Below are 20981 nucleotides of genomic sequence, written 5' to 3'. Positions count from 1 at the left end.
CCGATCTGGGAGGAGGGAAAGCAACGTTGGTAACCCGACAGATCCATGGCCGTGGTGCGGTCAGGCTGTTACGGCTGCGACCGCATCGATCTCGATGCGTTTTTCGCCTCTGAACCGGGCAACTTGCACGGTGGTGCGGGGAGGCAGGGGGTGGCCGCTGAGCCTGGTGAGGTAGGCGGCGTTATAGTCATCAAATTCGTCAAGGTCGGCCAGGAAGACCGTGAGCTTGAGCAGGTGGGACAGGCTGGACCCTGCCTGTCCGAGGACCGCTTCGAGGTTGTCGAAGGTCTGTGTTACCTGGCCTGCGATGTCGGCCGGGACGGTGCCGTCTTCGCGTGCCGGTATCTGCCCGCACAGGTAGATGATGCCGCCGGTTGCCGCGGCGGCGGAGTACGGCCGCGGTTTGCCGTCGGTGAACTGGGTCCGGGTGATGGCGTTCATGCGTCCGGCACCAGGTATTTCCGGGACATCTGGTACATGGTCTGCCATTCTTGCTCACGCACTTTCAGTGGTTTGGGCGCGATGTTGGTTGTTTCCGGAGTCGTGTGGACCGGTTCGGGCAAAACCATGACGGTCGTGCTGGCCCCGGCGGGCTGTGGCATGAAGATGACAGCCGCCGGCGCCGGCGTCGGCGTGGCCGAAAGCTCCCCGTCCCGGACGGTGAGGTAGCAGGTGGCTCCGTCATCCGGTGTCGCCCCGGGATTGGTCGTGGCGATGGCGATCCGGCGTTGCAGGGATGCGGTGTGCCTGAGTACCAGGTCATTCCAGAGAAGTCCCGGGATTCCGGCGTCCGTTGTGCGGGTCGCGGCTGTCCCGCCTTCCGGGGTGTCGGCGGCGAGGTCGAGGAGTTGGAGTGCGGTCCGCAGGGGCGGCTGTCCGGCCGGGTCAAGCTCGCGCAGGGTGCCGGCGGCCCGTGGGACGTCCGTTACCGCTGCCGGCCGGACGGGTGCAGCCCAGTCTGCGTCCAGCAGCTGTTGGAGGAGGCGGAGACCGGCGTGTGCGTCGGCTTCGGCGCGGAGGACGGCGAGGGCTCCTTCCTGGGCTTCGAGGGGGTCGGCGCCGGCCGCGCAGAGGGTCCGGAAGGCGGCTTCCTTGATTTCGCGGGGCTGGACGGCGATGGTGCGGTCCTTCTGCTGCCGGTCGGGGGCTGGTCCGGTGATGGTGTCAGACATGCGCGTGTTCCTTTGTTGTGTCCATGACTTGTGTGAACAGCCGGGCCCAGTTGCCGCCCATCACGGCAGCGATGCTCTGGTCCGTGAGCCCGGCTGCGGAGAGGCCGTCGGTGAGCCGGGGGAAGTCCAGGGGGCCTTTGAACCAGTCCGGCCACAGGGGCCAGCTCGGCGTGTTCCGGGGATCGGTCGGCTGCCAGCGGCCGTTGCGGAGCCAGCCGACGAATTCCTGATCCCAGCCGCGTGTGCAGTCGCTGCCGATACCGACGCTCGAGGGACCATACTGGTCCGCCATTCGCGCAACCATCGTGCAGAAGCTCTCGATGGTGACGTGTTCGCCGCCACTGACGGTGGGGTACAGGCAGCAGCCGATGACCCCGCCGCGGTCCACGAGTGGCTGGATGACATCGTGGGGTTTGTTCCTCGGGGTGTCAAAGAACCAGAGCGGGTTGGAGTGGGTGACCGAGACCGGCACCGAGGACGCTTCGATGGCGTCGCGGCTGGTCCGGTATCCGACATGGGAGAGGTCGATCAGCATGCCCACCCTGTTCATCTCTTCCACGATCACCCGTCCGTAGCGGGTCAGCCCGGCATCATCGGCTTCGAAGCAACCGCTGCCGAGAAGGTTCTGGTTGTTGTAGGTCAGCTGGGCGATCCGGACCCCGAGCCGATGGAAGAGCTCAACGTAGCGGTAGTCGTCTTCGAAGGGGCTGGCGTTCTGGAATCCCAGGAACACTGCGATCCTGTTCTGCTGCTTCGCGGCTTCGATGTCTGCCCCGGTTGCGGCGAGGAACGCCAGGTCCGGGTTGCGGTTGACGAGGTCCAGCCACTCACCAACGGACCGGAGGGTGTCCGCGGCGTTTTCCCAGACGGCGCAGGTCGCGTTGACAGCGCTGACGCCGCCGGTGCGCAGTTCTTCCAGGACGGGGCGGCTCCAGTTGCTGATCTGCAGCCCGTCCACGACGGTCAGCTGCTCGTGGAGGCTCATTGTTCCGTCCCCCGGGGTGCGGTCGGGAAGAGCCAGTCGTCCTTGTCCTTTCCGTGGTTGATATCCGCCGCGCGGGGGGCTCCGCTGAACAACGTCACGCGGACCCAGTCCGTGGACTGTGGACTGAAGTTGTTCATCCCGTAACAGGCCAGCTGGAAGCGCTGTGTGCTCAGGGGCAGGAATCCGCCGTCGATGAGGTTGTCCTGCAGCTCCCCGTAAAGATAGGGCCGTGTCTGCTGGACCCGGGCCGCGGCGAAGCGGTGACCGGGGTGTGCCAGGAGGAACTCCGCGATGCTGCGGTGGGCCGGGAACCCTTCGAGGTCCGCGGCGAGGGCATTGATGCGGCGGGCAATGTCTGTGCAGTGCTCGGCCGTGCCGGCGGGCCGGTCTGCGCGCAGCGCACGGCGGGGTTCTTCGTTGGCTGCGGAGGAGAACCAGTAGTAGCGCGTCCTCTCCGGATCGGTGAAGTCGTAGCCGCGGGCCCAGGCGTAGTTGGTCTCCAGTAACTGCCTCAGTTCCCAGCAGGGCATGGCCGCGTCAAACGGTGCGGTGCCGTCAACTCTAAGCAGGGACTCGGCGTCCTCGTCGAAGTCGGAGCGCAGTTCAATGACGATCGAGGCAAGGATCCCCCGGGCCTCCGGGCTGAGGCTTGCGGCCCTGTCGTGCAGGCGTGCCAGGACCGGCGCGGGCCCTGACGCGGAGGCCATATGGGTCTGCAGCTCCTCCAGGAGTTGCCACAGCTGGGGCCGGATCTCGTCTGTCGGCAGGAACGGGGCCGTGGGGAGTGCATGCTTCTCCTCAAGGTGGCGGTCCGCCTTGAGAAGAAGTTCCGCGACACGGGAAAGGTCCGGATGCCCGGGTGCATAGTCCCGGCCGAGCCCGGCAGCGAGCGGAATTTCCCGCAGCCGACACCAGGCGTCCAGAATATCCGGGTGGTTGATCACGAACGGGACCATCCCCAGCCCGGTGGCATTTCCCAGGCCAAGGTAGCGGCTCCACTCCGGGTCCAGCGGGACCGCGGTCGTGCCGGCGTCCGAGGCTTTGGCGCGGGCGACGTGTTCAACCATGTCCATGCTCAGTTCACGCAGCAGCCAAGCGGTCAGCATCTGGGACCGGTACGGCACGGCCAGCGGGTGGTCGGCGGGGATGTCCGCGAATTCCTTGAGCCCGAATTTCCCGTTGCCGTAGAACGCGGTGCTGCGGATCAGATACGGGCTGGGGCCGACGGTGTCGACGTCGGGCTGGGACCCTGCGGCCAGACAGTCGCTGACATAGTCAAAGAAGCGTGCGCTGCGGTTCGCCCGGGTCAGGATGATGGTGTCCGGGTCGACACGGCCGCGTTCCTGGACGGGGACGTTGAGCCGCAATTCAGCTTCGCGCTCCGGTGTGAGGTCCCCTTCGATGAGGGCCGCGGTCACGTCCCAGGCATCGGCGATGACACGGTCGGTGCGTTCGCTTTCCGTCAGGGTGCGGCAGAAAGCGATGAAGCTCAGCTGCCGGCCTTCGGCGTCCACGGTGTAGACGGCGGTGCCCCGGGCGTCGGCGTCGAGATCCAGGCGGCTCCGGGCCACGCTCCATTTCCGGGCTGCGGCGCGGCGGAGCATGGTGCGGGCGAAGCTGTGGCGGGTGGCCCAGGCGCCGTTCATATCGGCGCCGGAGAGCACTTCCTCCGGAGGGCGGAGCTGGTGTGCGGTTCGTTCGTCCTGGACTGTCATGATCATGCCTTCTCTGGTGCCAGGCGGAGGTAGGCGGTTTTTTCGTGGGTGAAGAACGCCGCGGCGACGGCACTGTTCTGTTCCCGGGGACCGGCAAAGGTTGAATCCTTCATCCCGCCGAAGGGAGCGTGAAGTTCGGAACCGGTCGAGGGCGCATTGACCTTCACGAGGCCGGCGTCCAGGTAGGTGACGCACCGCCGGGCGGCGCGCTCGTCGCTGGTGAACACCGCGGCGGTGAGGCCGAAGTCGGTGTTGTTCGCCAACGCTATGGCTTCGTCAAGGGTTGCTGCGCGGAGAATCACGACAACAGGACCGAAGACCTCGTCGCGGCAGATCGTCATGGTCGCCGGCCCGGTCAGCACGGTGGGCCGGACGTAGTGCCCCTCCGATGCGGGCGCGGGGGCTTGGGCAAGAATTTCCCCGCCTTCGGTGATGGCCTGGGCGATCGCGGCGTTGATTTCATCGCGGGCGGAGGCAGACACGACGGGGCCGATCTGCACCGACGGGTCCGTCCCGGGGCCCAGGACGAGTCCGGAGACTTTCTCCTTCACCCTCTCCAGGAACGCCTCGTGCCCGTCGCCCACGAGGATGATCCGCCGGGTGGCCGTGCATTTCTGGCCGGTGGAACCCATGGCGGCGTTGACGGCGCTGGACGCGGCCAGTTCGACGTCGGCATCGGGCAGGACGAGAGTGGCGTTGTGTCCGCCCAGTTCCATCTGCAGTTTCGCGCCGCGTCCACAGACAATCCCGCGGATGTGGTGGCCCACCGGGACGGATCCGGTAAACGTCACCCCCGCCACGGACGGATGGGACACGAGTTCAGAGCCCAGCGGACCCGGGCCTAGGAGCAGGTTCGCGACCCCGGCCGGAACACCGGCCGCGCCCAGGATGTCCATCAGCAGGACCGACACTCCGGGGGTATGGCTTGCAGACTTCCAGACCACCGTGTTGCCGTGCAGCAGAGCCGGTGCGATCTTCCACGCCGGGATCTGCAGCGGGAAATTCCAGGGCGTGATCACGCCGACGATACCCAGGGGCCTGTGGACCGTGACGATCCGCTCATCGGGGTGGCTGGAGGGGTATTCGGTGCCGACCGGGTTCCGGGCCGAGCCCGCGTGGTAATCGAACGTGTCCGCGGAAGCGTCGACCTCCAGCCTGGACTCCGTCAGTGTCTTGCCGTGCTCTGCGGTCATGACCCGGGCTATCTCTTCGGCGCGTTCCCGGATCAGTGCGGCCGCAGCGGACAGGATCCGGCCCCGGGCCAGAATCCCCAGCCTGTCCCACGGCGGGGCTGCGGCGGCAGCGGCCTTGATCGCCTGCGCCAGCTCTTCGGAACCGGCCTGGTGATAGGTGGTGACCGCTTCGTCCGGCGCGGACGGGTTGAACCGGGACGTCTTGTTCCCGGTCCCTTCAATCCAACTGCCGTTGATGAAACTGCTGGCGGCCTTGGTCATGACGGGCATTCTCGAACCTCATAGTGTTTGTAGATCTGTGACTGTCCTCACGATCAACGGTAGACCCGGAGGCCGCTCCAATGAAGTATCTATTTGTCGCTGATCAATATTCGTTTAGTCTTGGTTGTATGAACCTTCGTCGCCTGGAGCTTTTCATCGCAGTGGCGGAAGAGCTGCACTTCAACCGTGCCGCCGAGCGGCTGCACATGGCCCAGCCGCCTCTGAGCCAGCAGATCCGCAAACTGGAAGAGGAATGCAAGTCCCAGCTTTTCGTGCGCAACTCCCGCAATGTCCAGCTCACCGCCGACGGCGAACTGCTCCTGAAGCACGCCAGGAAACTCCTGACCCAGTACGGGGCCATGACCGCGGCACTCCGGCAGGCCCGCGACGGCGAAATCGGCAGGCTGCGTCTGGGCTTCGTCTCATCGGCAGCCATTTCGGCCCTTCCGCCCGTGGTGCGGGAACTCCGGTCCCGATGGCCCGGCATCGACCTCGAGCTCCGCGAGGAGACCACCGACGCCCAGATCGACCTCATCACCGCCGGAGCCCTGGATGCCGGAATCGCCCGGGAAGTCCGGACCGTGCCGGGCCTCAGTACCACGCTGCTGCAAAATGAACGCCTCGTGGTGGCCGTCGCCACAGACCACCCCCTGGCGCACCGCACCGCGGTCGGGCTTGGAGAACTGAAGGGGGAGCGATTCATTGCATTCCCGCGGGACCGGATCTCACGGCTTTTCGACCACATCGCCGCACTCCTTCACGCCGCCGACGTCGACTTCGAACTAGCCCAGCAGGCCGTCCAGTTCCCCACGATCCTCGGGCTGGTGGCCGCCCACCTGGGCATCGCGGTTGTCCCGGAATCCCTCCGCGCCTTCGCCATCCCCGGCCTCGCCTATCTGGACATCAAGGACGCCAGCGCCGTCTCCCGCGTCAGCCTGATCTACAGCAACGACATGACCGACTCACCCCTCGTGGCCAAAGTCAGGGAAGCCTGCCGACAAACTATGGGAGTCGCGGAACCCGGCTAGCCCGGGCGGGAAGGCGTGGCCTTGTGAAACCGCCGAATATCCTGCGCCAGGACCTCGAAGCATCCGGCGACGATCGTTGGTAAGGCATCCCAACGCGTGCCAGGAAGTCGAAGTGTGGCTGCCGCACCATGCCAGAAAACCGATTCACCCTCTGAACAGCAGGTCCTGAGACGCAAGGTGCACTGCTCATGCCTGTTGGATTCCGGGCTTCCATGCAGCGGCGGAGACCGCTGTAGCCCTGGCTGGGAGGCTCAGCTCAGGACGCATTCGCCCTTATCCCGGCTGATGTGAGCAGTTGCGCCGAGCCAAGGACGTCTGCCAGCTCGGCGTCGCTCATCAGGGCCCGTGCCCGGACCACGTCCACCACACTGGCGCCCGTGGCCATGGCCTGCTGGGCCACTTCCGTGGACGTGTTGTAGCCCAGATATGGAACCAGCGCCGTGACCAGACCGATGGAGCGCTCCACAGTGGCCAGCAGCGTCTGCGGATCGGCCGTGATGCCGTCGATGCAGCGCTCGGCGAGCACAACGCATGCTGCGCGAAGCTCCCGTAGGGAGGAGAAGAGTGCCCGGGCCATGACCGGCTCAAATGCGTTGAGTTGCAGCTGGCCGGATTCGGCCGCCATGGTGATGGTGATGTCGTTGCCGACCACGGAATAGGCCACCTGGTTGACCACCTCGGGGATCACCGGATTGACCTTTCCCGGCATGATTGATGATCCGGCCTGGACGGCAGGCAGCTGGATCTCGCCGAAACCGGCGCGCGGGCCGGAGGAGAGCAGGCGAAGATCATTGGCTACTTTGGACAGCTTCACCGCAATGCGTTTGAGTACGCTGTGCAGCTGGACGAGGCCGCCCACGTCCTGCGTTGCCTCGATCAGATCGCCGGCTGGAACGACGCCCACACCGCTTATCTCCGCCAGCTGCCGGCAGGCCAACCGGGAATAGTCGACGTGGGAGTTCAGGCCTGTGCCGATGGCCGTGCCGCCAAGGTTGACCTCGCGGATCAGATCCATCGCCTCGCGCAGGCGCTGCTCGTCCTCGGCCATCATGACAGCGAAGGTGCGGAATTCCTGGCCTAGGGTCATCGGGACGGCGTCCTGGAGCTGGGTGCGCCCCATCTTAAGGTAGCCCACGAATTCCTCCGCCTTGGCCGCGAAGGATCGGCGCAGACCTGCCATTGCGGCCAGCAAGTCCTCGGCCGCGTGGTGCAGTCCCACGCGCAGCGCTGTCGGGTAGACATCGTTCGTGCTTTGGCCCAGGTTCACGTGGTCCAGCGGGTCCAGCAATTCGTACTGGCCGCGCTCCGCGCCCATCAGTTCCAGGGCCCGGTTGGCGATCACCTCGTTCGCGTTCATGTTGGTGGATGTGCCTGCGCCGCCCTGAACGACGTCGACAATGAAGTGGTCGTGCAGCTCGCCGGCGCGGATCTCGCGGCATGCAGCCACGATCGCGCGGGAGCGCGGACCGTCCAGCAGCCCCAGCTCATAGTTGGTGCTGGCGGCGGCTTCCTTGACCGAGGCCAGCGCTACCACCAAGTGCGCGTAAAGGCCGACGGAGACACCGGAAATGGGAAAGTTGAGGCTCGCGCGCACGGTGTGGACGCCGTAATAGGCGTCCGCCGGCACGTCCAGCCAGCCAACCAAATCATGTTCGCGCCGAACCTCACCTGACATTTGAACTCTCCAGATTCAGCGGGATTCCGGGAGCATCCACAGGGAACCGAACGGCACCCCGTCTGCTCAGCCGTTCGCGCAGTCCGGCGTTTTGGGCGAGGTCGATGCACGTGTGAGCCATGGCCTTGGCTGCGTCGATGACGGCGCGGTCGGCGGCGGCGGTGATAGCCGCGGCGGCAAATTCCTTCTGGTGGTTGACGGAGGGCAGAGATCCAATGCCGATGTAGGGGTGGATGGCGGGCAGCACCTGCGAGACGTTGCCCATGTCTGTGGACGCGCGATTCATCCTCATGTCCGGTCCCGAATTGGTGAACTCCCGGCCCAGTGCAGTGGCGTTTGCAACGTAGAGGTCCAGCATGGCGTCATCCGTGGCGAACTCGGCGTAGGGCTTGCTTTCCGCCTCGATCTCGAGCTCGCAGCCGGTGGACAGGGCCCCGGCCTCGAAGCAGCGGCGCACTTTGTCCTCCAGGACGGCAAGTTCGGCCCGCGAACCGGCCCGAACGTACCAGCGGCCCTCGGTCACCTCAGGGATGGCATTGGGCGCCTCACCTCCGCGAGTGACGACGCCGTGGATGCGTAACCCGGGCTCAAGCTGCTGGCGCAGCAGCCCGATGGCCACCTGGGCGACCGTGAAGGCGTCGGCCGCATTCACTCCGCGTTCGGGATAGGCGGCGGCATGGCTCGCCCGGCCCCGATACCGGATCTTGCTGTGGGAGACGGCGTACGGCTCGGCCCGGGCCACGTCAAGCGGACCCGGGTGTACCATCATGGCCGCATGCACGCCGTCGAACGCGCCACCGTCCAGCAGTTCGATCTTCCCGCCACCGCCCTCTTCCGCCGGCGTGCCGAAGACGGTGAGAGTGATGCCAAGTGCATCGACCACGGGGGCCAGCGCCGAGGCTGCGCCGACGGCGGCCGCGGCGATGATGTTGTGCCCGCAGGCATGCCCCAGCCCCGGCAGCGCATCGTATTCAGCGCAAATTCCCAAGTGCAGGCCGCCGCTGCCCACTGTGGCGGCAAACGCCGTCGGCAGTCCGCACAGGTTTTTCCGGACGCTGAAGCCCACCCCGGCGAGTTCTGCAGCCACCCAGGTGGAGGCGTTGACCTCCGCCCAGGCGACTTCCGGATTGGCGTGGATGCGGTGCGAGAGGGCCAGCAGCCGGCTCTCCAACGCATCGATCCGGGTGCCGACCACGTCCTTGAACTTGTTCATAGGTCCCCCGGGACACCGTAGCGCGGTGCGCTGTCCGGACGGACCGCGCGGGTCAGATAATCCACCTTTTGCGGTTCCCAGAGCTGCCAGATCTCGGCGAGACGGGCAACCGGATCGTCCTCGTCCCAGTCCACCCGAAGGTCCGTGACGGCCCAGGCCGCTTGGTCGACCACGACGAGGCCGGCCGAATGCTGCGGACCCTCCTCGCCGCCGGCGTCGCGTCCGGCGGCCAGACCCGCAAGAAGCCGGTCCTCAAAGGCGCCGGTGGCCGCGCGGTAGCAGGCCATGATGGCGTCCACCACTTCCGGGGAGGAGAGCAGGTTTCCGGCCGCAACGGCGCCGTCGCCTTTCACAGTGCGGTGGGTGCCGAGGGTCCCGGATCCGCTGAAGGAGCCGGTGCCGCCATGGGCGTCGACCACGCTGAGCTGGCGGTAGGCGACGTCGGGCGTTTCGGCCACCAGCTTGGCCATGGCCTCTTCAGCCGGCGTGCCGGCTTCGAGCAGGTCAAGCAGCCGTGCGCCAAGCCTCGGATCGGTAATGTTCTGAGATGCGGCGCCGCCCACGCCTTGGCGCAGATGCACGCAGCGCGCGGCCACGGCGGGCGATGACGAGGTGACCACCATGCCGAAAGCACCGGAATGCGGATCGCGGGCTACAAGGGAAAACGTCATGGTAAATCCTTCTAGTTGGCTGAGGCGACAGGATTGCCGAGGACGGCGGTGGCGTCGATCTCCACCAGCCATTCGGGGCGGGCCAGGGCGCTGACGACTAGGCCGGTGGAGACGGGGTAGACGCCTTTGAGCCACTTGCCCATGGTCCGGTAGACGGGTTCCCGGTGGCGCGGATCGATCAGGTAAACGGTGACCTTCACTATGTCCTGGAGGCTGCCGCCGGCCTCCTCCAGAAGCGTCCTGATGTTGGCCATGGCCTTCTCAGCCTGCGCCTCGACGTCGCCGATCCCGACGGACTGCCGCGAGTCCAGGTCCTGGCCGATCTGCCCGCGCAAGTAGACAACGCCGTTGGCGACCACTGCCTGGCACAGATCGTTGTCCAGATTCTGCTCCGGGTAGGTTTCTTTGGTGTTGAAGGGTCTGATCCTAGTGTGCGCCATCAGTCCGGCACCCCGCCCAGGATCTTGTCGGATAGTCCTGCGGAGGCTTTGACCAGGCCCAGCGGCCCGTCGAAGTCGAAGTTGCGGTACACGGCGCCCAGTTGGGCGAAGGGCGGAGACTGCGCAAAGAGCTGGAAGGTGAGGCGGTGACCGGCATAGTCGCTGTTGAGCAGGTCGCGGGCAAAGGCCAGCAGCTTGCGCCGGTCCTCAGAGACCCAGTTGTCGTTGATGGAGTAGAACTTCTCCAGCCAAGGGGACACCTCCGGGTCGCTGAAGGTGGCCGCATCCGGGGTGATGCAGATCTGGCCACCGCACAGTTCGCGGGCGATGTGCATCATGGCCGGAAGCTGGGACAGCGCAGTCACGCGTCCTGCGTAGAGCAGTGACTGGTTGGGCATGAGCAGGCCGCCTGGGCTGGTTTCGGCATTGGCGATGGCGGCCGTGAGGTGCGCGTTGATGCTTTCGCGGTAGCAGGCCAGCTGGGCCAGCTTCTCCTGGACGGCCTGCTGTTTTTCCAGCCCGGTCTGCTTCACGTTCCACAGCGCCGCACCGATCATGAGGTCGGCCAGGTGCAGAGTGCGCTGGACAAAAGGGAAGGCGCTGTAACGGTGCAGGGTGGAGCGAATGAATGCAGCCGCCTTGGTGTGTCGGTAGAAGAGCACGTCCTCCCAGGGGATCTCGACGTCGTCAAACACCACCAGCGATTCCACCTCGTCCACTCGGTTCGAGAGCGGGTAGTCGGCCGACGGTCCTTTGCCGGCAAAGCCGTTGCGCGAAATGAACTTCAGCCCGGGCGTGCCCATGTCCATGACAAATCCGACGGCATAGTCGGAGAGTTCGCTGTTGCCCCAGTTGGCAATCGTCGGCTTGGTGAATGCCTGGTTGGAGTATGCGGCAGCCGTCTCATACTTGGCGCCGCGGACCACAATGCCGTTGTCGGTCTCGCGGACCACGTGCAGCAGCATGTCCGGGTCCTGGTCCTGCGGGGCCTTGGAGCGATCGCCCTTGGGGTCCGTGTTGGCAGAGACGTGGAACGGGTCGGCCGTGATGGATTTCGCTATGTGCCGGCGAATATTCTCGGAAAACCGCGGGTCTACCTCATTGAGGACGTCTTGGCCGTCGAAAAGGGACCACATTTCGCCGATTGTCTCGTCGCCCACACGGGTGACGACGCCGCCGGCCTCGCGCTGGACCAGGTCCACGGCAGCCCGCTTGTCGGCCCAGTCCTGATGGGTTTTCGGCAGCCGGTTGGCAATCGCGTTCAGTTCGCCGGTGGTCTCGTCCGTGTACGCCATCACCTCTTGCGTGGCTTCTTCATGGGCCAGGTCATAAATGCGGGCTCGAACATCGACAATCGGTTTGAACATGGGGTGCGTGGTGACGTCGTCAACCTTTTCCCCGTTGATCCAAACCTGGCGGCCGTCGCGGATGGACTCGCGATATTCATTTCCAGTGCGGATCATTTGGCGTTCTCCTTGGTGTTCTTGCGGTATGTTGGGCCCGATCCGGGATAGTCGTCGAAGACAGACGGCGGGACGGGAATGGGTTTGGCATAGGTCTGTGCGCTGTAGATCAGGGGCTCCCCGCCGTGCGATTCGATATCGGTGACGAGACCGATATAGATCCGGTGGGTGCCGGCTTCAACGACCTGATGGATACTGCAGTCAAAACTGGCGACGGCGTCACGGATTCGCGGGGAACCGGAGGGAGCCTGCTCCCATTCACCGCAACTGAAGTCCCACGGATCCTTACCCGGCCAGGGACGTCCGGCGAACGTGTCCGCTACGTGGTCGTGCCGGCTCCCCAGCACGTTGACGGTGAAGCTCCCGTTGGTCTTGATGGCCTCGTTGATGGGGCTTCGCCCATTGATGCACACCAGCACCAGGCGGGGGTCCGCCGAGACTGAACACATGGCGCTCACTGTCTGGGCAAACCGGCCCGTTTCGCCGTCGGTGGCCACGACCGTGACGCCGGTCGCCACGACTGCCATCGCGGCAATGAATGGGTCCCGAGGGCGGCCTTCCGGCGGTGCGGCGGGGGAGGTGCGTTCGGCTGAAACAGTCATCGTTGGCTCCTTTGTCCGATTGCGGATGTTGTCTGCAATCAGTATTCGGAGCACGTTAGATATGTGTCCAACATAACTTTCAGACTATAGCCTTCGATTTTTTAGATACCTTGAGCACGAGGGGGATAGGGATGCAGGCGAGTGACGGAGAAGCGTCCGCCGTGGGCTGGCTATACCCGGATGCCCAGTGAGGTCCTGCACTGGTCGATGAAGGCAACGGCCCTCCGGGTGAGGCGGACGCCGTTGAGATGCACCGCACCCACGTTTAGCCCGGGAAGCGCACCGGTCAGTGGTCTGGTCACGAATCCGAGCCCCTCGTAGCTCATGTTGATGTTGGTTCGCTGGCTCAGGATGGAGTAGCCCAGGCCGCGGGCCACGAGGGCCCTGACCATTTCGAAGCTGGTGGTGCGGTGGCGGATGTTTGGGGTGAGGTTCTCGTCCGTGAAGAAGGACAGGAAGTAGTCGCCGCCCGGCGGGAGGTCGAACAGAATCAACGGTTGCGGCGCTAATTCCTTGAGCGAAAGCGCTTCACGACCGGCCAGCTCATGGCGCTCGGGCAGGATGACGTAGGGCGGCGTGGAGATGACAACATTGACCGTCAGGTCCTTGGAAAGGCTGCCTTTGCCGAAGTCGTAGTCGTACAGGATGGCCAGGTCCAGAGATCCGTCGCGCAGCTGCTCCTCCATCTGGGTGTGCGACCCCTCGATGAAGCTCAGGTCCACTCCGGGATGGTTCCTGGTGAAGTCGGCGATGATGCGCGGCAGCAGGATGGGCGCCAGTGTGCTGTAGCAGCCCACCACCAGCTTTCCGGAGAGCGATTCGCTGGATTCCCGGGCGGAATTGCGAAGGTCCTCCATACCGGACACCAGCCTGCGGGCATCCGTCAGGACCTGTTGGCCCACGTTGGTCAGCGACAGACCGCGCGGATGGCGGATGAAGATCTGCACGCCGAGCGCCTCTTCCAAGTCCGCCAGCGCCGTCGAAACGGCCGACTGGGAAAGGTAGACGCGTGCCGCGGCTGCCGTTACGCTCCCGGTTTCGGCCGCGGCGATCAGGTACTCCAGTTGGCGCAAACTGACGTTTGACATCGATTTAACCGAAACCCTTCTTCGAATACATCTGTTTTACACGGTGTGTGATCCACTGCATAGTCGTTCTCAGCGCCATCGCAGTCGCCTGACTCAAGGAGGAGTCCATGATCGATCCCGATCTTCAGCTTTTGTTTGACACCCTCGCTATCGATTCGACGTGGGGACGGGAGCGGGAGCTGGCCGAGTTCATGGCCGAGCAGATGCGCTCCTGGGGGGTGGACGACGTAGAACTGGTCGAGTCCGCGCCCGGCCGGCCCAGTGTTGGCGGGCGAATCCGCGGTTCTGGCGGCGGAAAGTCACTGATCCTCAACGGGCACCTGGACATCTACGAAACTTCACCTGACTGGACCCGAGACCCCTTCAGTCCCGAGGTTGAAAGCGGCCGGGTGTATGGGGCCGGCATTGCCGATATGAAGGCGGCGACGACAGCGGCCCTGGCCGTCATCCGGCGCATCGCCACGTCCGACGAGCGTCCGCGTGGGGACGTCATATTCCAGGGTGTGTCGTGTCATTTTGAGGGCGGCGTGGGCACCCGTTCGCTGCTGGACGCCGGCTTCGCCGCCGATGCCGCCATCTGCGGCGAACCCACCGACAACACCATTGGCACCGTGCACCGCGGCGCCGCCTACCTGAAGATCACCACCTTTGGCAAGCAGGCGCACACCTCCGCCAAGGAGATGGGCCTGAACGCCATCGAAACCATGGAACCCGTCCTGGCCGCGATGCGGGAACTGGAGGGAGTCATGCCCTACACCCCGCACCCGGACCTCCCGGGCGGCCCCAACCTGAACATCGGCACCATCCACGGCGGGACCAAGCACAACCAGGTGCCTGACCGTTGCGAAATGACCTGCGACATCCGCCTGCTGCCGTCACAGGATCCCTATGATGTCAAACTGCAGGTCGAGCAAATGATCAGCAGCCTCAAGACTACCGATCCCCGCATCGAGGCCACCGTGGACTTCAGCGACCACTGGCTCAGCGGCCCGCGCCTGCCCTACGAGATCGACCGTTCCTCCGACATCTCTACCACCGTGGCGGCCGCCGTCACTGCGACGGGCACAGCCCCCGTGTACCAGGGCATCCAGTTCTGGACAGACATGGTGCCGCTTAAGCAGTTCGGCATCCCCGCCGTCAACATCGGTCCCGGCACCCCGCCGTACAGCTGGGCCGACGAATGGGTCGAACTGGCCAAGTACCGGCAGATCATCGACATCTATGCCAACTCAGTAAACCTTTGGTGCAAGTAAACGCCCCGCTTAGCGAAAGGAACTTTGCCCCCATGAAAGACCTCAACCGAATCGCCGCCCTCACTGGCGCGGCCGTTGCCGCCACGCTCGCCCTCGCCGGCTGCGGAGGCGCCGCCCCGGCAGCCGACGGAAGCAAGGCCCCTATGGTGGCCACGAAGACCTCCGGCATATTGAATGTCGGCATCGATCTCACCTACCCGCCCTACGACATGCTGACCGACGGCAAGCCCGCCGGTTTCGACGTGGACGTCATGAACGCCATCTCCGCCGATTTGGGACTCAACCCGCAGTATTCCGACACGCGGTTTGCCCAGATCGTCGCCGGCATCAAGGCCGACCGCTACGACGTCATTGCTTCCACTCTGTACGTCTCCTCGGCCCGCAGCAAAGAGGTGGACTTCGTCCCGTACTTCCAAACCGGAAACTCGATCGTCGTCCCCAAGGACGCCGCCGCGCTGACCGGCGCTCAGTCGCTCTGCGGCAAGAAAGTATCGGTGGTCACCGCCACGGTGATCGCCAAGATCATGCCGACAACCGAGAGCGCTAAGTGCAAGGCCGCTGGCAAGGACGCTATCACCGTTCAGGAATTTCCCACCGATCCGGAAGCCACCCAGGCCCTGCTGTCCGGGCAGGTGGACGCACAGATGACGGACGCCGCTGTTGCCAAGACGGTGGTCGAAAAATCCAACGCTCGCCTAAGGATCAGCTCCGATGCCCTCATCTACCCGGTCGCCGTCGGTCTGGCCGTACGCAAGGGAAACACTGCGCTGCAGGAGGCCCTGACCAAGAGCGTGGAGAACCTGAAGACCTCCGGCTCGTTCGCCAAAATCCTGAAACAGTACAACCTGGAACCTGTTGACCCGGCGGTGCTGGCCGAATCCCTGAAGCAGGGCTAGCAATGACCTTCGACTGGGCTTACACCTTTTCCCTCTTTGGCGACCCCGAACTCTGGAAGGCTGCCGGCGTCGTCGTCGTCCTAAGCATCCTCGCCTGGTTCATTGCGAACATCGCTGGCATCCTCCTGGCGTTGATGAAGGAATCGCGCTCGAAACTGCTCTCACGGGTTGCCGGCATCTACGTCTGGCTGTTCCGGTCGCTCCCGCTGCTGGTGCTGCTGGTCTTTGCGTACAACATCCCGCAGGTCTTCCCGGCCACCCAGGTGGTCCTGGGTTCCTCGTTCAACGCGGCGCTGATTGCACTGGTCCTGAGCGAGGCTGCCTACATGGCCGAAATCCACCGCGGCGGCCTGCTCTCGGTCTCCATCGACCAGCGCGAGGCGGCGCGGGCCCTGGGGCTGCCGTACGGGCAAGTCCAGCGGCACGTGGTGATCCCCCAAGCCTTCCGCATCGCGCTCCCGGCGCTCGGCAACGAGTTTGTCTCCATCCTGAAGCTGACCTCGTTGGCAAGCGTGATCTCGCTGCAGGAGATCCTGCTCGTGGGCCAGCGCCTCTATACGCAGAACTTTCTCGTGCTGGAAACCCTACTGGCCGTGGCCGTCTTCTACGTCCTGCTGGTGACGGTCTTCGACCAGCTCCGGGCCCTGCTGGAACGCAAGCTCGACGTCAACAGGCGCCGGCCCGCCCTCCAGACAGAGCCGGACTGCGCCCCGGACTGCCGGGTAATCCGGGGCCGCGAGCGTCGGCCGCACAACGGCGAGAAGCTGGTCCGTGCACAAGGCGTCACCAAATCCTTCCACGGCAACCAAGTGCTCAAGGGCGTCGACGTCGATGTCCACGCGGGCGAGGTGGTGGTGGTGATCGGCCCGTCCGGTTCCGGCAAGACCACATTGGTCCGCACACTGAACCACCTCGAGCCGGCCGACGGCGGCGTGATCGAGGTCAACGGCCAGCTTCTGGGCACCAGGCTCGGCGCCCAGGGGCGGATCGTGGCCCTGTCCGACAAGGACATCTCGCTCCAGCGGCGCAACGTGGGCATGGTGTTTCAGCGCTTCAATCTCTTCCCGCACAAGACAGCCTTGGAAAACGTGACCCTGGCACCTGTCCAGCTGCGGCAGATGTCCACCGCAGAAGCCGAAGCCTTCGGCATGCAACTGCTGGGTAAAGTGGGCATGGCGGCCCACGCTAAGAAATATCCGCACCAGTTATCCGGCGGCCAGCAGCAGCGCGTAGCCATCGCTCGAGCCCTGGCCATGAAGCCGTCCGTGATGCTCTTCGACGAACCTACCTCCGCCCTGGACCCGGAACTTGTCCAGGAGGTATTGTCCGTCATCGCCGACCTGGCGCAGGAGGGCATCACCATGGTGATCGTGACCCACGAAATGAAGTTGGCCCGCGACGTTGCAGACTGGGTCGTTTTCATGGAAGACGGTGCAGTGGGCCAGCAGGGGCCGCCAGAATCGGTGTTCGGCCTCAACGCTGACCCTCGCATTAAGCGGTTTGTACAGACCGTCTCCGACGTTGTGCTGGACCCGGAAACACCCGTCCTAAGCTAGCTCACGGTCCATCTTGGGGCGGGCGATCCCGAACGGATCGTCCGCCTCCGTTCTGCCCCGAGTGATGGCGACCAGATCGCCAAGGCGATCCTCAAAAAATACGGGAGTGAGGCATCATGCGGTGACCGTCTCGGCGAATCAGGCGGAGACTCGTTGGTGGATTACCACCCTGATGGTGGGGGTTGCTGTCGGGGGTCAGGCCGCCTGGGTAGTTATTGGTCCCAGGCTCGCAGCGTAATCGGGTGCGAGGATGCTCAGCCGGTATTCGGACTGGAGCGGATCTACGTGTGCAGGCAGATGGTGGGACCGCGAGCAAGTCCGGAGTTCTTCCAGCGCGTCGGGCTCGATCCAGGCCCGGGTCATGTCGAGCTCCAGCGTCATGCCCGCGGTGAGCGAGTTGGCACGCTTCATCACGTCATACAGGCCGTGGACGCTTTTGGACGTCACGCGGCCCTGGGTGGCAACCTGGGCCTTTGCGCAGTCGAGGTCCACGCGGACCAGCACTCGAAGCTTGTCTGTCGTCACGAAAATTTCTCCGCTCTCAGTTGGGTGCCACAACGCTGTGGCGCCCCGGACAACCATAGACGAAATGTGATCCACGCAACATATCTGCCGGTGTTGGATATTTCCGCCGGCCAGGGGCGAGGTACGGCTTGCTGCCCGGCCTCACCACGGAAAGTTGAAGCTTCAACTAAATTACTTTACATAAGGCAGGTTATCGGCTAAAAGTCAGGCTAGTTGATGGCCTGATATCAGGCTATAATTCCCAGCATGAGAACCGTACCGCTCAGCGAAGCCAAGGACAAGCTGTCCGCCCTCGTGGAGGAAGCAGACACGACGCACGAGATCATCCAGATCACCCGGCACGGGCACCCGTCAGCGGTGCTGATGTCCGCCGATGACCTGGAATCCCTCCAGGAAACCATCCACTGGCTCTCACAGCCGGGCATCCGTGAAGACCTGGACCAGGCCCGGCGGGACATCGTCGGGGGCAACACGACCAGCGGCGCGGACCTCCGCCGTGAATTCGGGCTGCCGCCGCGGTGACCGGGACAGAATCCACCGGTTCCGCCCCATGGAACGTCGAGGTCACCAGCCCGGCACTGAAGGGTTTCCGGCGACTGCCGGAAAAAGCAGCAACCGCGATCGTCGAATTCGTCACCGGCGCACTGGCTGACAACCCCCACCGGCTCAGCAAACCCCTCACGAACGAAATCCTCGGACTCCGCACCGCACGGCGCGGCGACTACAGGGTGCTGTTCACCCTCGACTTCGAAGAGCACATCCTGTACGTCCACCGCATCGAACACCGCTCCGACGTCTACAGCCGCGCTAGGCGAACTCCTGACCGGTGGTTCTTGCACAACTGACCGCGGTCACGGCCGCGGGAAGAGTCTGGCGCGTCGGATTCCGCCCGGAACCCTGGGCCTTGGAGCGGCTGGGCATGGGCCACCGACGGCCGCCTACCCGGCGGTGATCCGCACCGGCAGGGACTCGAACCCGCGGAGTACGTTGTGCAGGATCGGCACCGGGGCGCCGTCCGGTTCGATGGTAGCTACCCGCTGGAGCAGCTGCTGCAGTACGATTTCCATTTCGAGCCGGGCGATGGGCTGGCCCACGCATTGGTGCAGGCCCATCCCGAAGGCGACGTGGCCGGAGGCGTTGCGGTCGAGGTCGAACTCGTCGGCGTTGTCACCCCATTTGCGGGGGTCCCGGTTCGCGGCCCCGAGGAATACCAGCACCTTCGCGCCGGCGGGGAGGTGCACGCCGCCCAGGACGGTGTCCACGGCTACGGTCCGGTGAAACTTTTGGAACGGCGATTCCAGGCGCAGCGCCTCGTCGACGGCGAATTTGGCCATCTTGGGGTTTTCCCGCAGCCGGGCCCAGGCCTCGGGGTGGCGGGCCAGCACCGAGAGCGTGTTGCCGATGCCGAAGATGGTGGTGTCCACGCCGGCGGACAGCAGGGCCCGGACCAGCAGTGTGGCCTGCTGTTCAGTGATCAGTCCGTCCTTCACGCGTTCCCAGATCTGGGCCCCGAAGCCGGTGTCGTCCAGGTTTTCGCGCTGGCAGTTGCGCATCACCGCGGCGGCGTGCTCGTCACCTTGGGCGAAGGCCTGCTTGAAGATGTAGTTTTCCGGGCCGAACGCGTTGAACACCATGTTGCCGTACGGCAGCAGGTGTTCACGGCCGACGTCGGGGATCCCCACTGCGTCCGGGAAGACACGCAGGGGGTACTTTTCGGCGAGGTCTGTGATGGCGTCGAATCGCTCGCGGCGTGCCAGCTGTTCCGTCAGCTCAATGGCCGGCGGCGTGAACGGCTCCCGGAGGGCGCGGACGGTTCCGGGGTTGATGACGCCGGTCAGCGCGCGGCGCATCACGGTGTGGATGGGCGGGTCCGATTCGAGGATGCTGGGCGGGCGCCATCCTGAGTCCCTCCGGATGTCCCGCGGGCCCAGGCCGCCGGAGGAGATGTAGGTTTCGAAGTCGGTGAGGACCTCGTAGACCTCCTGGTACCCGGCCACGGCGTAGCTGCCGGTGCTCTCCAGGTAGGAGACGGCGCCGGCGCCGCGGAGACGCCCCAGGAACGGGTACGGGTCGAGGAGGTTTGCGGTCTCGAAGGGGTCCTCGCCCAGGACGTTGGCTTCATGGGTGGTAACGGTCATGGGAAATGCTCCTGGTGACGAAACTTGGCTGGGGGCGGACTGGTCAACGGCCGGACCGAAGGAGTGGGCTGGAGACGGGGTGAAGGACTCGGCTAGAGGTCCAGGACCAAGCGCGGGCAGCCGGCAGCGGCTCGGGAGACGCAGACCAGCATGATCTCCCCGGCTTCGCGGTCTTCCTCGGTGAGGACGGCGTCGCGGTGCTCGGGCTCGCCGGAGATGATCTGGGTTTCGCAGGTGCCGCACAACCCGCCGCGGCAGGAGGACAGGACGCGCACGCCCACCTCTTCCACGGCTTCGAGGATGGTTTTGTCGTTCGGCACCGTCACGGTGGTTCCGGTCCGGGCCAGTTCCACTTCGAACGGTGCGTTGGCCGCGGCGGCGCCGAGGGTGGACGCGACGAAGCGTTCGGTGTGCAGCGCACCGGGGGGCCAGCCCATGCAGCGTTCTTCCACGGCGCCGAGCAGTCCGCCGGGGCCGCAGGCGTACACCAGCATGTGGGCCCGGGGCATGCCGAGGATCCGGTCAAGGTCCAGCCGGCCAACCTCGTCCTCGGCGAGGATGCGGATACGGTCAGTGCCGTACCGGTCCTCCAGGTGCTGGGCGAACGCCATGGTTTTCCGGCTTCGGCCGCCGTAGATCAGGGTCCATTCCTTGCCGGCAGCATCGGCCGCCTCAAGCATCGGGATCAGCGGGGTGATGCCGATCCCGCCGGCGAGGAAAAGGTAGCGGCGCGATTCGCGCAGGGGGAAGTTGTTGCGCGGCTCCGAGATGGTGAGCGGTGTACCGGCCAGCAGGGCATGTACCGCCTTTGACCCGCCGCGGGAATCGGGCACATGTAGCACACCGATCCGCAGGTGGTCTAGCTCCTCCGGGGAGGAGCACAGTGAGTACTGGCGCACCAAGCCGTCGCCGACATGGACGTCGATGTGCGCGCCGGGCTGCCAGGGCTGGAACGGCTGGCCGTCCACGCGCCGCAGTACCAGGGAGACCACCTGGTCCGCCACAATGTCCACCTGGTCGACGACGGCGTCGATGGTGGCTCCTGCAGGTGCAGTCATGAGGGTCTTCACTTCCTTTGGAAAGGCTCGCCTGCCCGGCGGCCCGGCC

The 20981-nt window shown here is 65.1% G+C and carries 21 protein-coding genes; 6 read left to right on the top strand and 15 right to left on the bottom strand.

From position 1 onward, the window contains the following. Positions 1-60: 60 nt before the first annotated feature. From ABEA18_RS23635 to ABEA18_RS23615, 5 genes are read right to left on the bottom strand one after another with little or no spacing between them, the layout of a single operon-like run. Positions 61-441 (bottom strand): RidA family protein, encoded by a 381-nt coding sequence (locus ABEA18_RS23635; protein ID WP_345453571.1) that lies wholly within the window; start codon positions 439-441, stop codon positions 61-63. Continuing rightward, positions 438-1172: a hypothetical protein gene (locus ABEA18_RS23630; protein WP_345453568.1), complete on the bottom strand. Its 735-nt coding sequence runs from the start codon at positions 1170-1172 to the stop codon at positions 438-440. Before ABEA18_RS23630 ends, ABEA18_RS23635 begins: the two co-directional genes overlap by 4 nt. Next, positions 1165-2157, bottom strand: a complete 993-nt coding sequence (locus ABEA18_RS23625) for a membrane dipeptidase (protein WP_345453565.1) — start codon at positions 2155-2157, stop codon at positions 1165-1167. The genes ABEA18_RS23630 and ABEA18_RS23625 overlap by 8 nt, the downstream gene beginning before the upstream one ends. Beyond that, a complete protein-coding gene (locus ABEA18_RS23620; RefSeq protein WP_345453562.1) occupies positions 2154-3872 on the bottom strand; it encodes a hypothetical protein in 1719 nt (572 codons plus the stop codon). Before ABEA18_RS23620 ends, ABEA18_RS23625 begins: the two co-directional genes overlap by 4 nt. A gap of 2 nt (positions 3873-3874) precedes the next feature. Beyond that, entirely contained in the window at positions 3875-5326 is a 1452-nt protein-coding gene (locus ABEA18_RS23615) for an aldehyde dehydrogenase family protein (protein ID WP_345453559.1), read from the bottom strand. A 128-nt stretch (positions 5327-5454) separates the two neighbouring features. On the opposite strand from ABEA18_RS23615, the gene ABEA18_RS23610 reads away from it, so the two are divergent. After that, on the top strand, positions 5455-6354 hold the full coding sequence (locus tag ABEA18_RS23610) for a LysR family transcriptional regulator (RefSeq protein WP_345453556.1): 900 nt from the start codon (positions 5455-5457) through the stop codon (positions 6352-6354). 256 nt (positions 6355-6610) lie between these two features. Here the strand turns inward: ABEA18_RS23610 and ABEA18_RS23605 are convergent, their stop codons facing one another. The 7 genes from ABEA18_RS23605 to ABEA18_RS23575 form a co-directional block, all read right to left on the bottom strand. Further along, on the bottom strand, positions 6611-8029 hold the full coding sequence (locus tag ABEA18_RS23605; protein WP_345453553.1) for an aspartate ammonia-lyase: 1419 nt from the start codon (positions 8027-8029) through the stop codon (positions 6611-6613). After that, positions 8019-9242 (bottom strand): M20 family metallopeptidase, encoded by a 1224-nt coding sequence (locus ABEA18_RS23600; RefSeq protein WP_345453550.1) that lies wholly within the window; start codon positions 9240-9242, stop codon positions 8019-8021. Before ABEA18_RS23600 ends, ABEA18_RS23605 begins: the two co-directional genes overlap by 11 nt. Then, positions 9239-9913 (bottom strand): DUF1028 domain-containing protein, encoded by a 675-nt coding sequence (locus ABEA18_RS23595; protein WP_345453547.1) that lies wholly within the window; start codon positions 9911-9913, stop codon positions 9239-9241. Before ABEA18_RS23595 ends, ABEA18_RS23600 begins: the two co-directional genes overlap by 4 nt. 11 nt (positions 9914-9924) lie before the next feature. Then, entirely contained in the window at positions 9925-10353 is a 429-nt protein-coding gene (locus ABEA18_RS23590; RefSeq protein WP_345453544.1) for a RidA family protein, read from the bottom strand. Next, the gene (locus tag ABEA18_RS23585; RefSeq protein ID WP_345453541.1) at positions 10353-11816 is read right to left on the bottom strand and encodes a 4-hydroxyphenylacetate 3-hydroxylase family protein; all 1464 of its coding nucleotides are present in this window, start codon (positions 11814-11816) and stop codon (positions 10353-10355) included. Before ABEA18_RS23585 ends, ABEA18_RS23590 begins: the two co-directional genes overlap by 1 nt. Further along, the gene (locus ABEA18_RS23580) at positions 11813-12418 is read right to left on the bottom strand and encodes a flavin reductase family protein (RefSeq protein WP_345453538.1); all 606 of its coding nucleotides are present in this window, start codon (positions 12416-12418) and stop codon (positions 11813-11815) included. Before ABEA18_RS23580 ends, ABEA18_RS23585 begins: the two co-directional genes overlap by 4 nt. Positions 12419-12588: 170 nt before the next feature. Further along, the gene (locus tag ABEA18_RS23575; RefSeq protein ID WP_345453535.1) at positions 12589-13506 is read right to left on the bottom strand and encodes a LysR family transcriptional regulator; all 918 of its coding nucleotides are present in this window, start codon (positions 13504-13506) and stop codon (positions 12589-12591) included. Between the two features lie 107 nt (positions 13507-13613). Here ABEA18_RS23575 and ABEA18_RS23570 point away from each other — a divergent pair, with 107 nt between their 5' ends. Genes ABEA18_RS23570 through ABEA18_RS24765 form a run of 3 tightly spaced genes read left to right on the top strand, consistent with a single transcriptional unit; the run spans position 13614 to position 17211 of the window. Continuing rightward, complete coding sequence (locus ABEA18_RS23570; protein ID WP_345453532.1) at positions 13614-14759, top strand: M20 family metallopeptidase; 1146 nt, start codon at positions 13614-13616, stop codon at positions 14757-14759. Between the two features lie 32 nt (positions 14760-14791). Next, positions 14792-15655, top strand: coding sequence for an ABC transporter substrate-binding protein (locus tag ABEA18_RS23565; RefSeq protein WP_345453529.1), 864 nt, complete (start codon positions 14792-14794; stop codon positions 15653-15655). Between the two features lie 2 nt (positions 15656-15657). Beyond that, positions 15658-17211: an amino acid ABC transporter permease/ATP-binding protein gene (locus ABEA18_RS24765; protein WP_425550572.1), complete on the top strand. Its 1554-nt coding sequence runs from the start codon at positions 15658-15660 to the stop codon at positions 17209-17211. 195 nt (positions 17212-17406) lie between these two features. Here ABEA18_RS24765 and ABEA18_RS23550 read toward each other — a convergent pair whose 3' ends face one another. Next, a complete protein-coding gene (locus tag ABEA18_RS23550; RefSeq protein ID WP_345453526.1) occupies positions 17407-17736 on the bottom strand; it encodes a hypothetical protein in 330 nt (109 codons plus the stop codon). A 246-nt stretch (positions 17737-17982) separates the two neighbouring features. Between ABEA18_RS23550 and ABEA18_RS23545 the strand changes: the two genes are divergently transcribed. Together ABEA18_RS23545 and ABEA18_RS23540 are read left to right on the top strand one after the other, a co-directional pair. Next, positions 17983-18258: a type II toxin-antitoxin system Phd/YefM family antitoxin gene (locus tag ABEA18_RS23545; protein WP_345453524.1), complete on the top strand. Its 276-nt coding sequence runs from the start codon at positions 17983-17985 to the stop codon at positions 18256-18258. Continuing rightward, positions 18255-18581, top strand: a complete 327-nt coding sequence (locus ABEA18_RS23540; protein ID WP_345453522.1) for a type II toxin-antitoxin system RelE family toxin — start codon at positions 18255-18257, stop codon at positions 18579-18581. Before ABEA18_RS23545 ends, ABEA18_RS23540 begins: the two co-directional genes overlap by 4 nt. 93 nt (positions 18582-18674) lie before the next feature. Here the strand turns inward: ABEA18_RS23540 and ABEA18_RS23535 are convergent, their stop codons facing one another. Then, a complete protein-coding gene (locus tag ABEA18_RS23535) occupies positions 18675-19874 on the bottom strand; it encodes a cytochrome P450 (RefSeq protein ID WP_345453519.1) in 1200 nt (399 codons plus the stop codon). A gap of 92 nt (positions 19875-19966) precedes the next feature. After that, positions 19967-20932, bottom strand: a complete 966-nt coding sequence (locus tag ABEA18_RS23530; RefSeq protein WP_345453514.1) for a PDR/VanB family oxidoreductase — start codon at positions 20930-20932, stop codon at positions 19967-19969. Between the last annotated feature and the right edge of the window lie 49 nt (positions 20933-20981).

The sequence above is a fragment of the Arthrobacter gyeryongensis genome (assembly GCF_039543785.1).
Taxonomy (GTDB): domain Bacteria; phylum Actinomycetota; class Actinomycetes; order Actinomycetales; family Micrococcaceae; genus Arthrobacter; species Arthrobacter gyeryongensis.
This window is presented reverse-complemented; position numbering and strand designations above follow the sequence as displayed.

What these genes read in the sequence shown, in the direction of transcription:
- ABEA18_RS23635 (WP_345453571.1), bottom strand. Translation starts at nt 441, where the DNA reads ATGAACGCCATCACCCGGACCCAGTTCACCGACGGCAAACCGCGGCCG.
- ABEA18_RS23630 (WP_345453568.1), bottom strand. Translation starts at nt 1,172, where the DNA reads ATGTCTGACACCATCACCGGACCAGCCCCCGACCGGCAGCAGAAGGAC.
- ABEA18_RS23625 (WP_345453565.1), bottom strand. Translation starts at nt 2,157, where the DNA reads ATGAGCCTCCACGAGCAGCTGACCGTCGTGGACGGGCTGCAGATCAGC.
- ABEA18_RS23620 (WP_345453562.1), bottom strand. Translation starts at nt 3,872, where the DNA reads ATGACAGTCCAGGACGAACGAACCGCACACCAGCTCCGCCCTCCGGAG.
- ABEA18_RS23615 (WP_345453559.1), bottom strand. Translation starts at nt 5,326, where the DNA reads ATGACCAAGGCCGCCAGCAGTTTCATCAACGGCAGTTGGATTGAAGGG.
- ABEA18_RS23610 (WP_345453556.1), top strand. Translation starts at nt 5,455, where the DNA reads ATGAACCTTCGTCGCCTGGAGCTTTTCATCGCAGTGGCGGAAGAGCTG.
- ABEA18_RS23605 (WP_345453553.1), bottom strand. Translation starts at nt 8,029, where the DNA reads ATGTCAGGTGAGGTTCGGCGCGAACATGATTTGGTTGGCTGGCTGGAC.
- ABEA18_RS23600 (WP_345453550.1), bottom strand. Translation starts at nt 9,242, where the DNA reads ATGAACAAGTTCAAGGACGTGGTCGGCACCCGGATCGATGCGTTGGAG.
- ABEA18_RS23595 (WP_345453547.1), bottom strand. Translation starts at nt 9,913, where the DNA reads ATGACGTTTTCCCTTGTAGCCCGCGATCCGCATTCCGGTGCTTTCGGC.
- ABEA18_RS23590 (WP_345453544.1), bottom strand. Translation starts at nt 10,353, where the DNA reads ATGGCGCACACTAGGATCAGACCCTTCAACACCAAAGAAACCTACCCG.
- ABEA18_RS23585 (WP_345453541.1), bottom strand. Translation starts at nt 11,816, where the DNA reads ATGATCCGCACTGGAAATGAATATCGCGAGTCCATCCGCGACGGCCGC.
- ABEA18_RS23580 (WP_345453538.1), bottom strand. Translation starts at nt 12,418, where the DNA reads ATGACTGTTTCAGCCGAACGCACCTCCCCCGCCGCACCGCCGGAAGGC.
- ABEA18_RS23575 (WP_345453535.1), bottom strand. Translation starts at nt 13,506, where the DNA reads ATGTCAAACGTCAGTTTGCGCCAACTGGAGTACCTGATCGCCGCGGCC.
- ABEA18_RS23570 (WP_345453532.1), top strand. Translation starts at nt 13,614, where the DNA reads ATGATCGATCCCGATCTTCAGCTTTTGTTTGACACCCTCGCTATCGAT.
- ABEA18_RS23565 (WP_345453529.1), top strand. Translation starts at nt 14,792, where the DNA reads ATGAAAGACCTCAACCGAATCGCCGCCCTCACTGGCGCGGCCGTTGCC.
- ABEA18_RS24765 (WP_425550572.1), top strand. Translation starts at nt 15,658, where the DNA reads ATGACCTTCGACTGGGCTTACACCTTTTCCCTCTTTGGCGACCCCGAA.
- ABEA18_RS23545 (WP_345453524.1), top strand. Translation starts at nt 17,983, where the DNA reads ATGAGAACCGTACCGCTCAGCGAAGCCAAGGACAAGCTGTCCGCCCTC.
- ABEA18_RS23535 (WP_345453519.1), bottom strand. Translation starts at nt 19,874, where the DNA reads ATGACCGTTACCACCCATGAAGCCAACGTCCTGGGCGAGGACCCCTTC.
- ABEA18_RS23530 (WP_345453514.1), bottom strand. Translation starts at nt 20,932, where the DNA reads ATGACTGCACCTGCAGGAGCCACCATCGACGCCGTCGTCGACCAGGTG.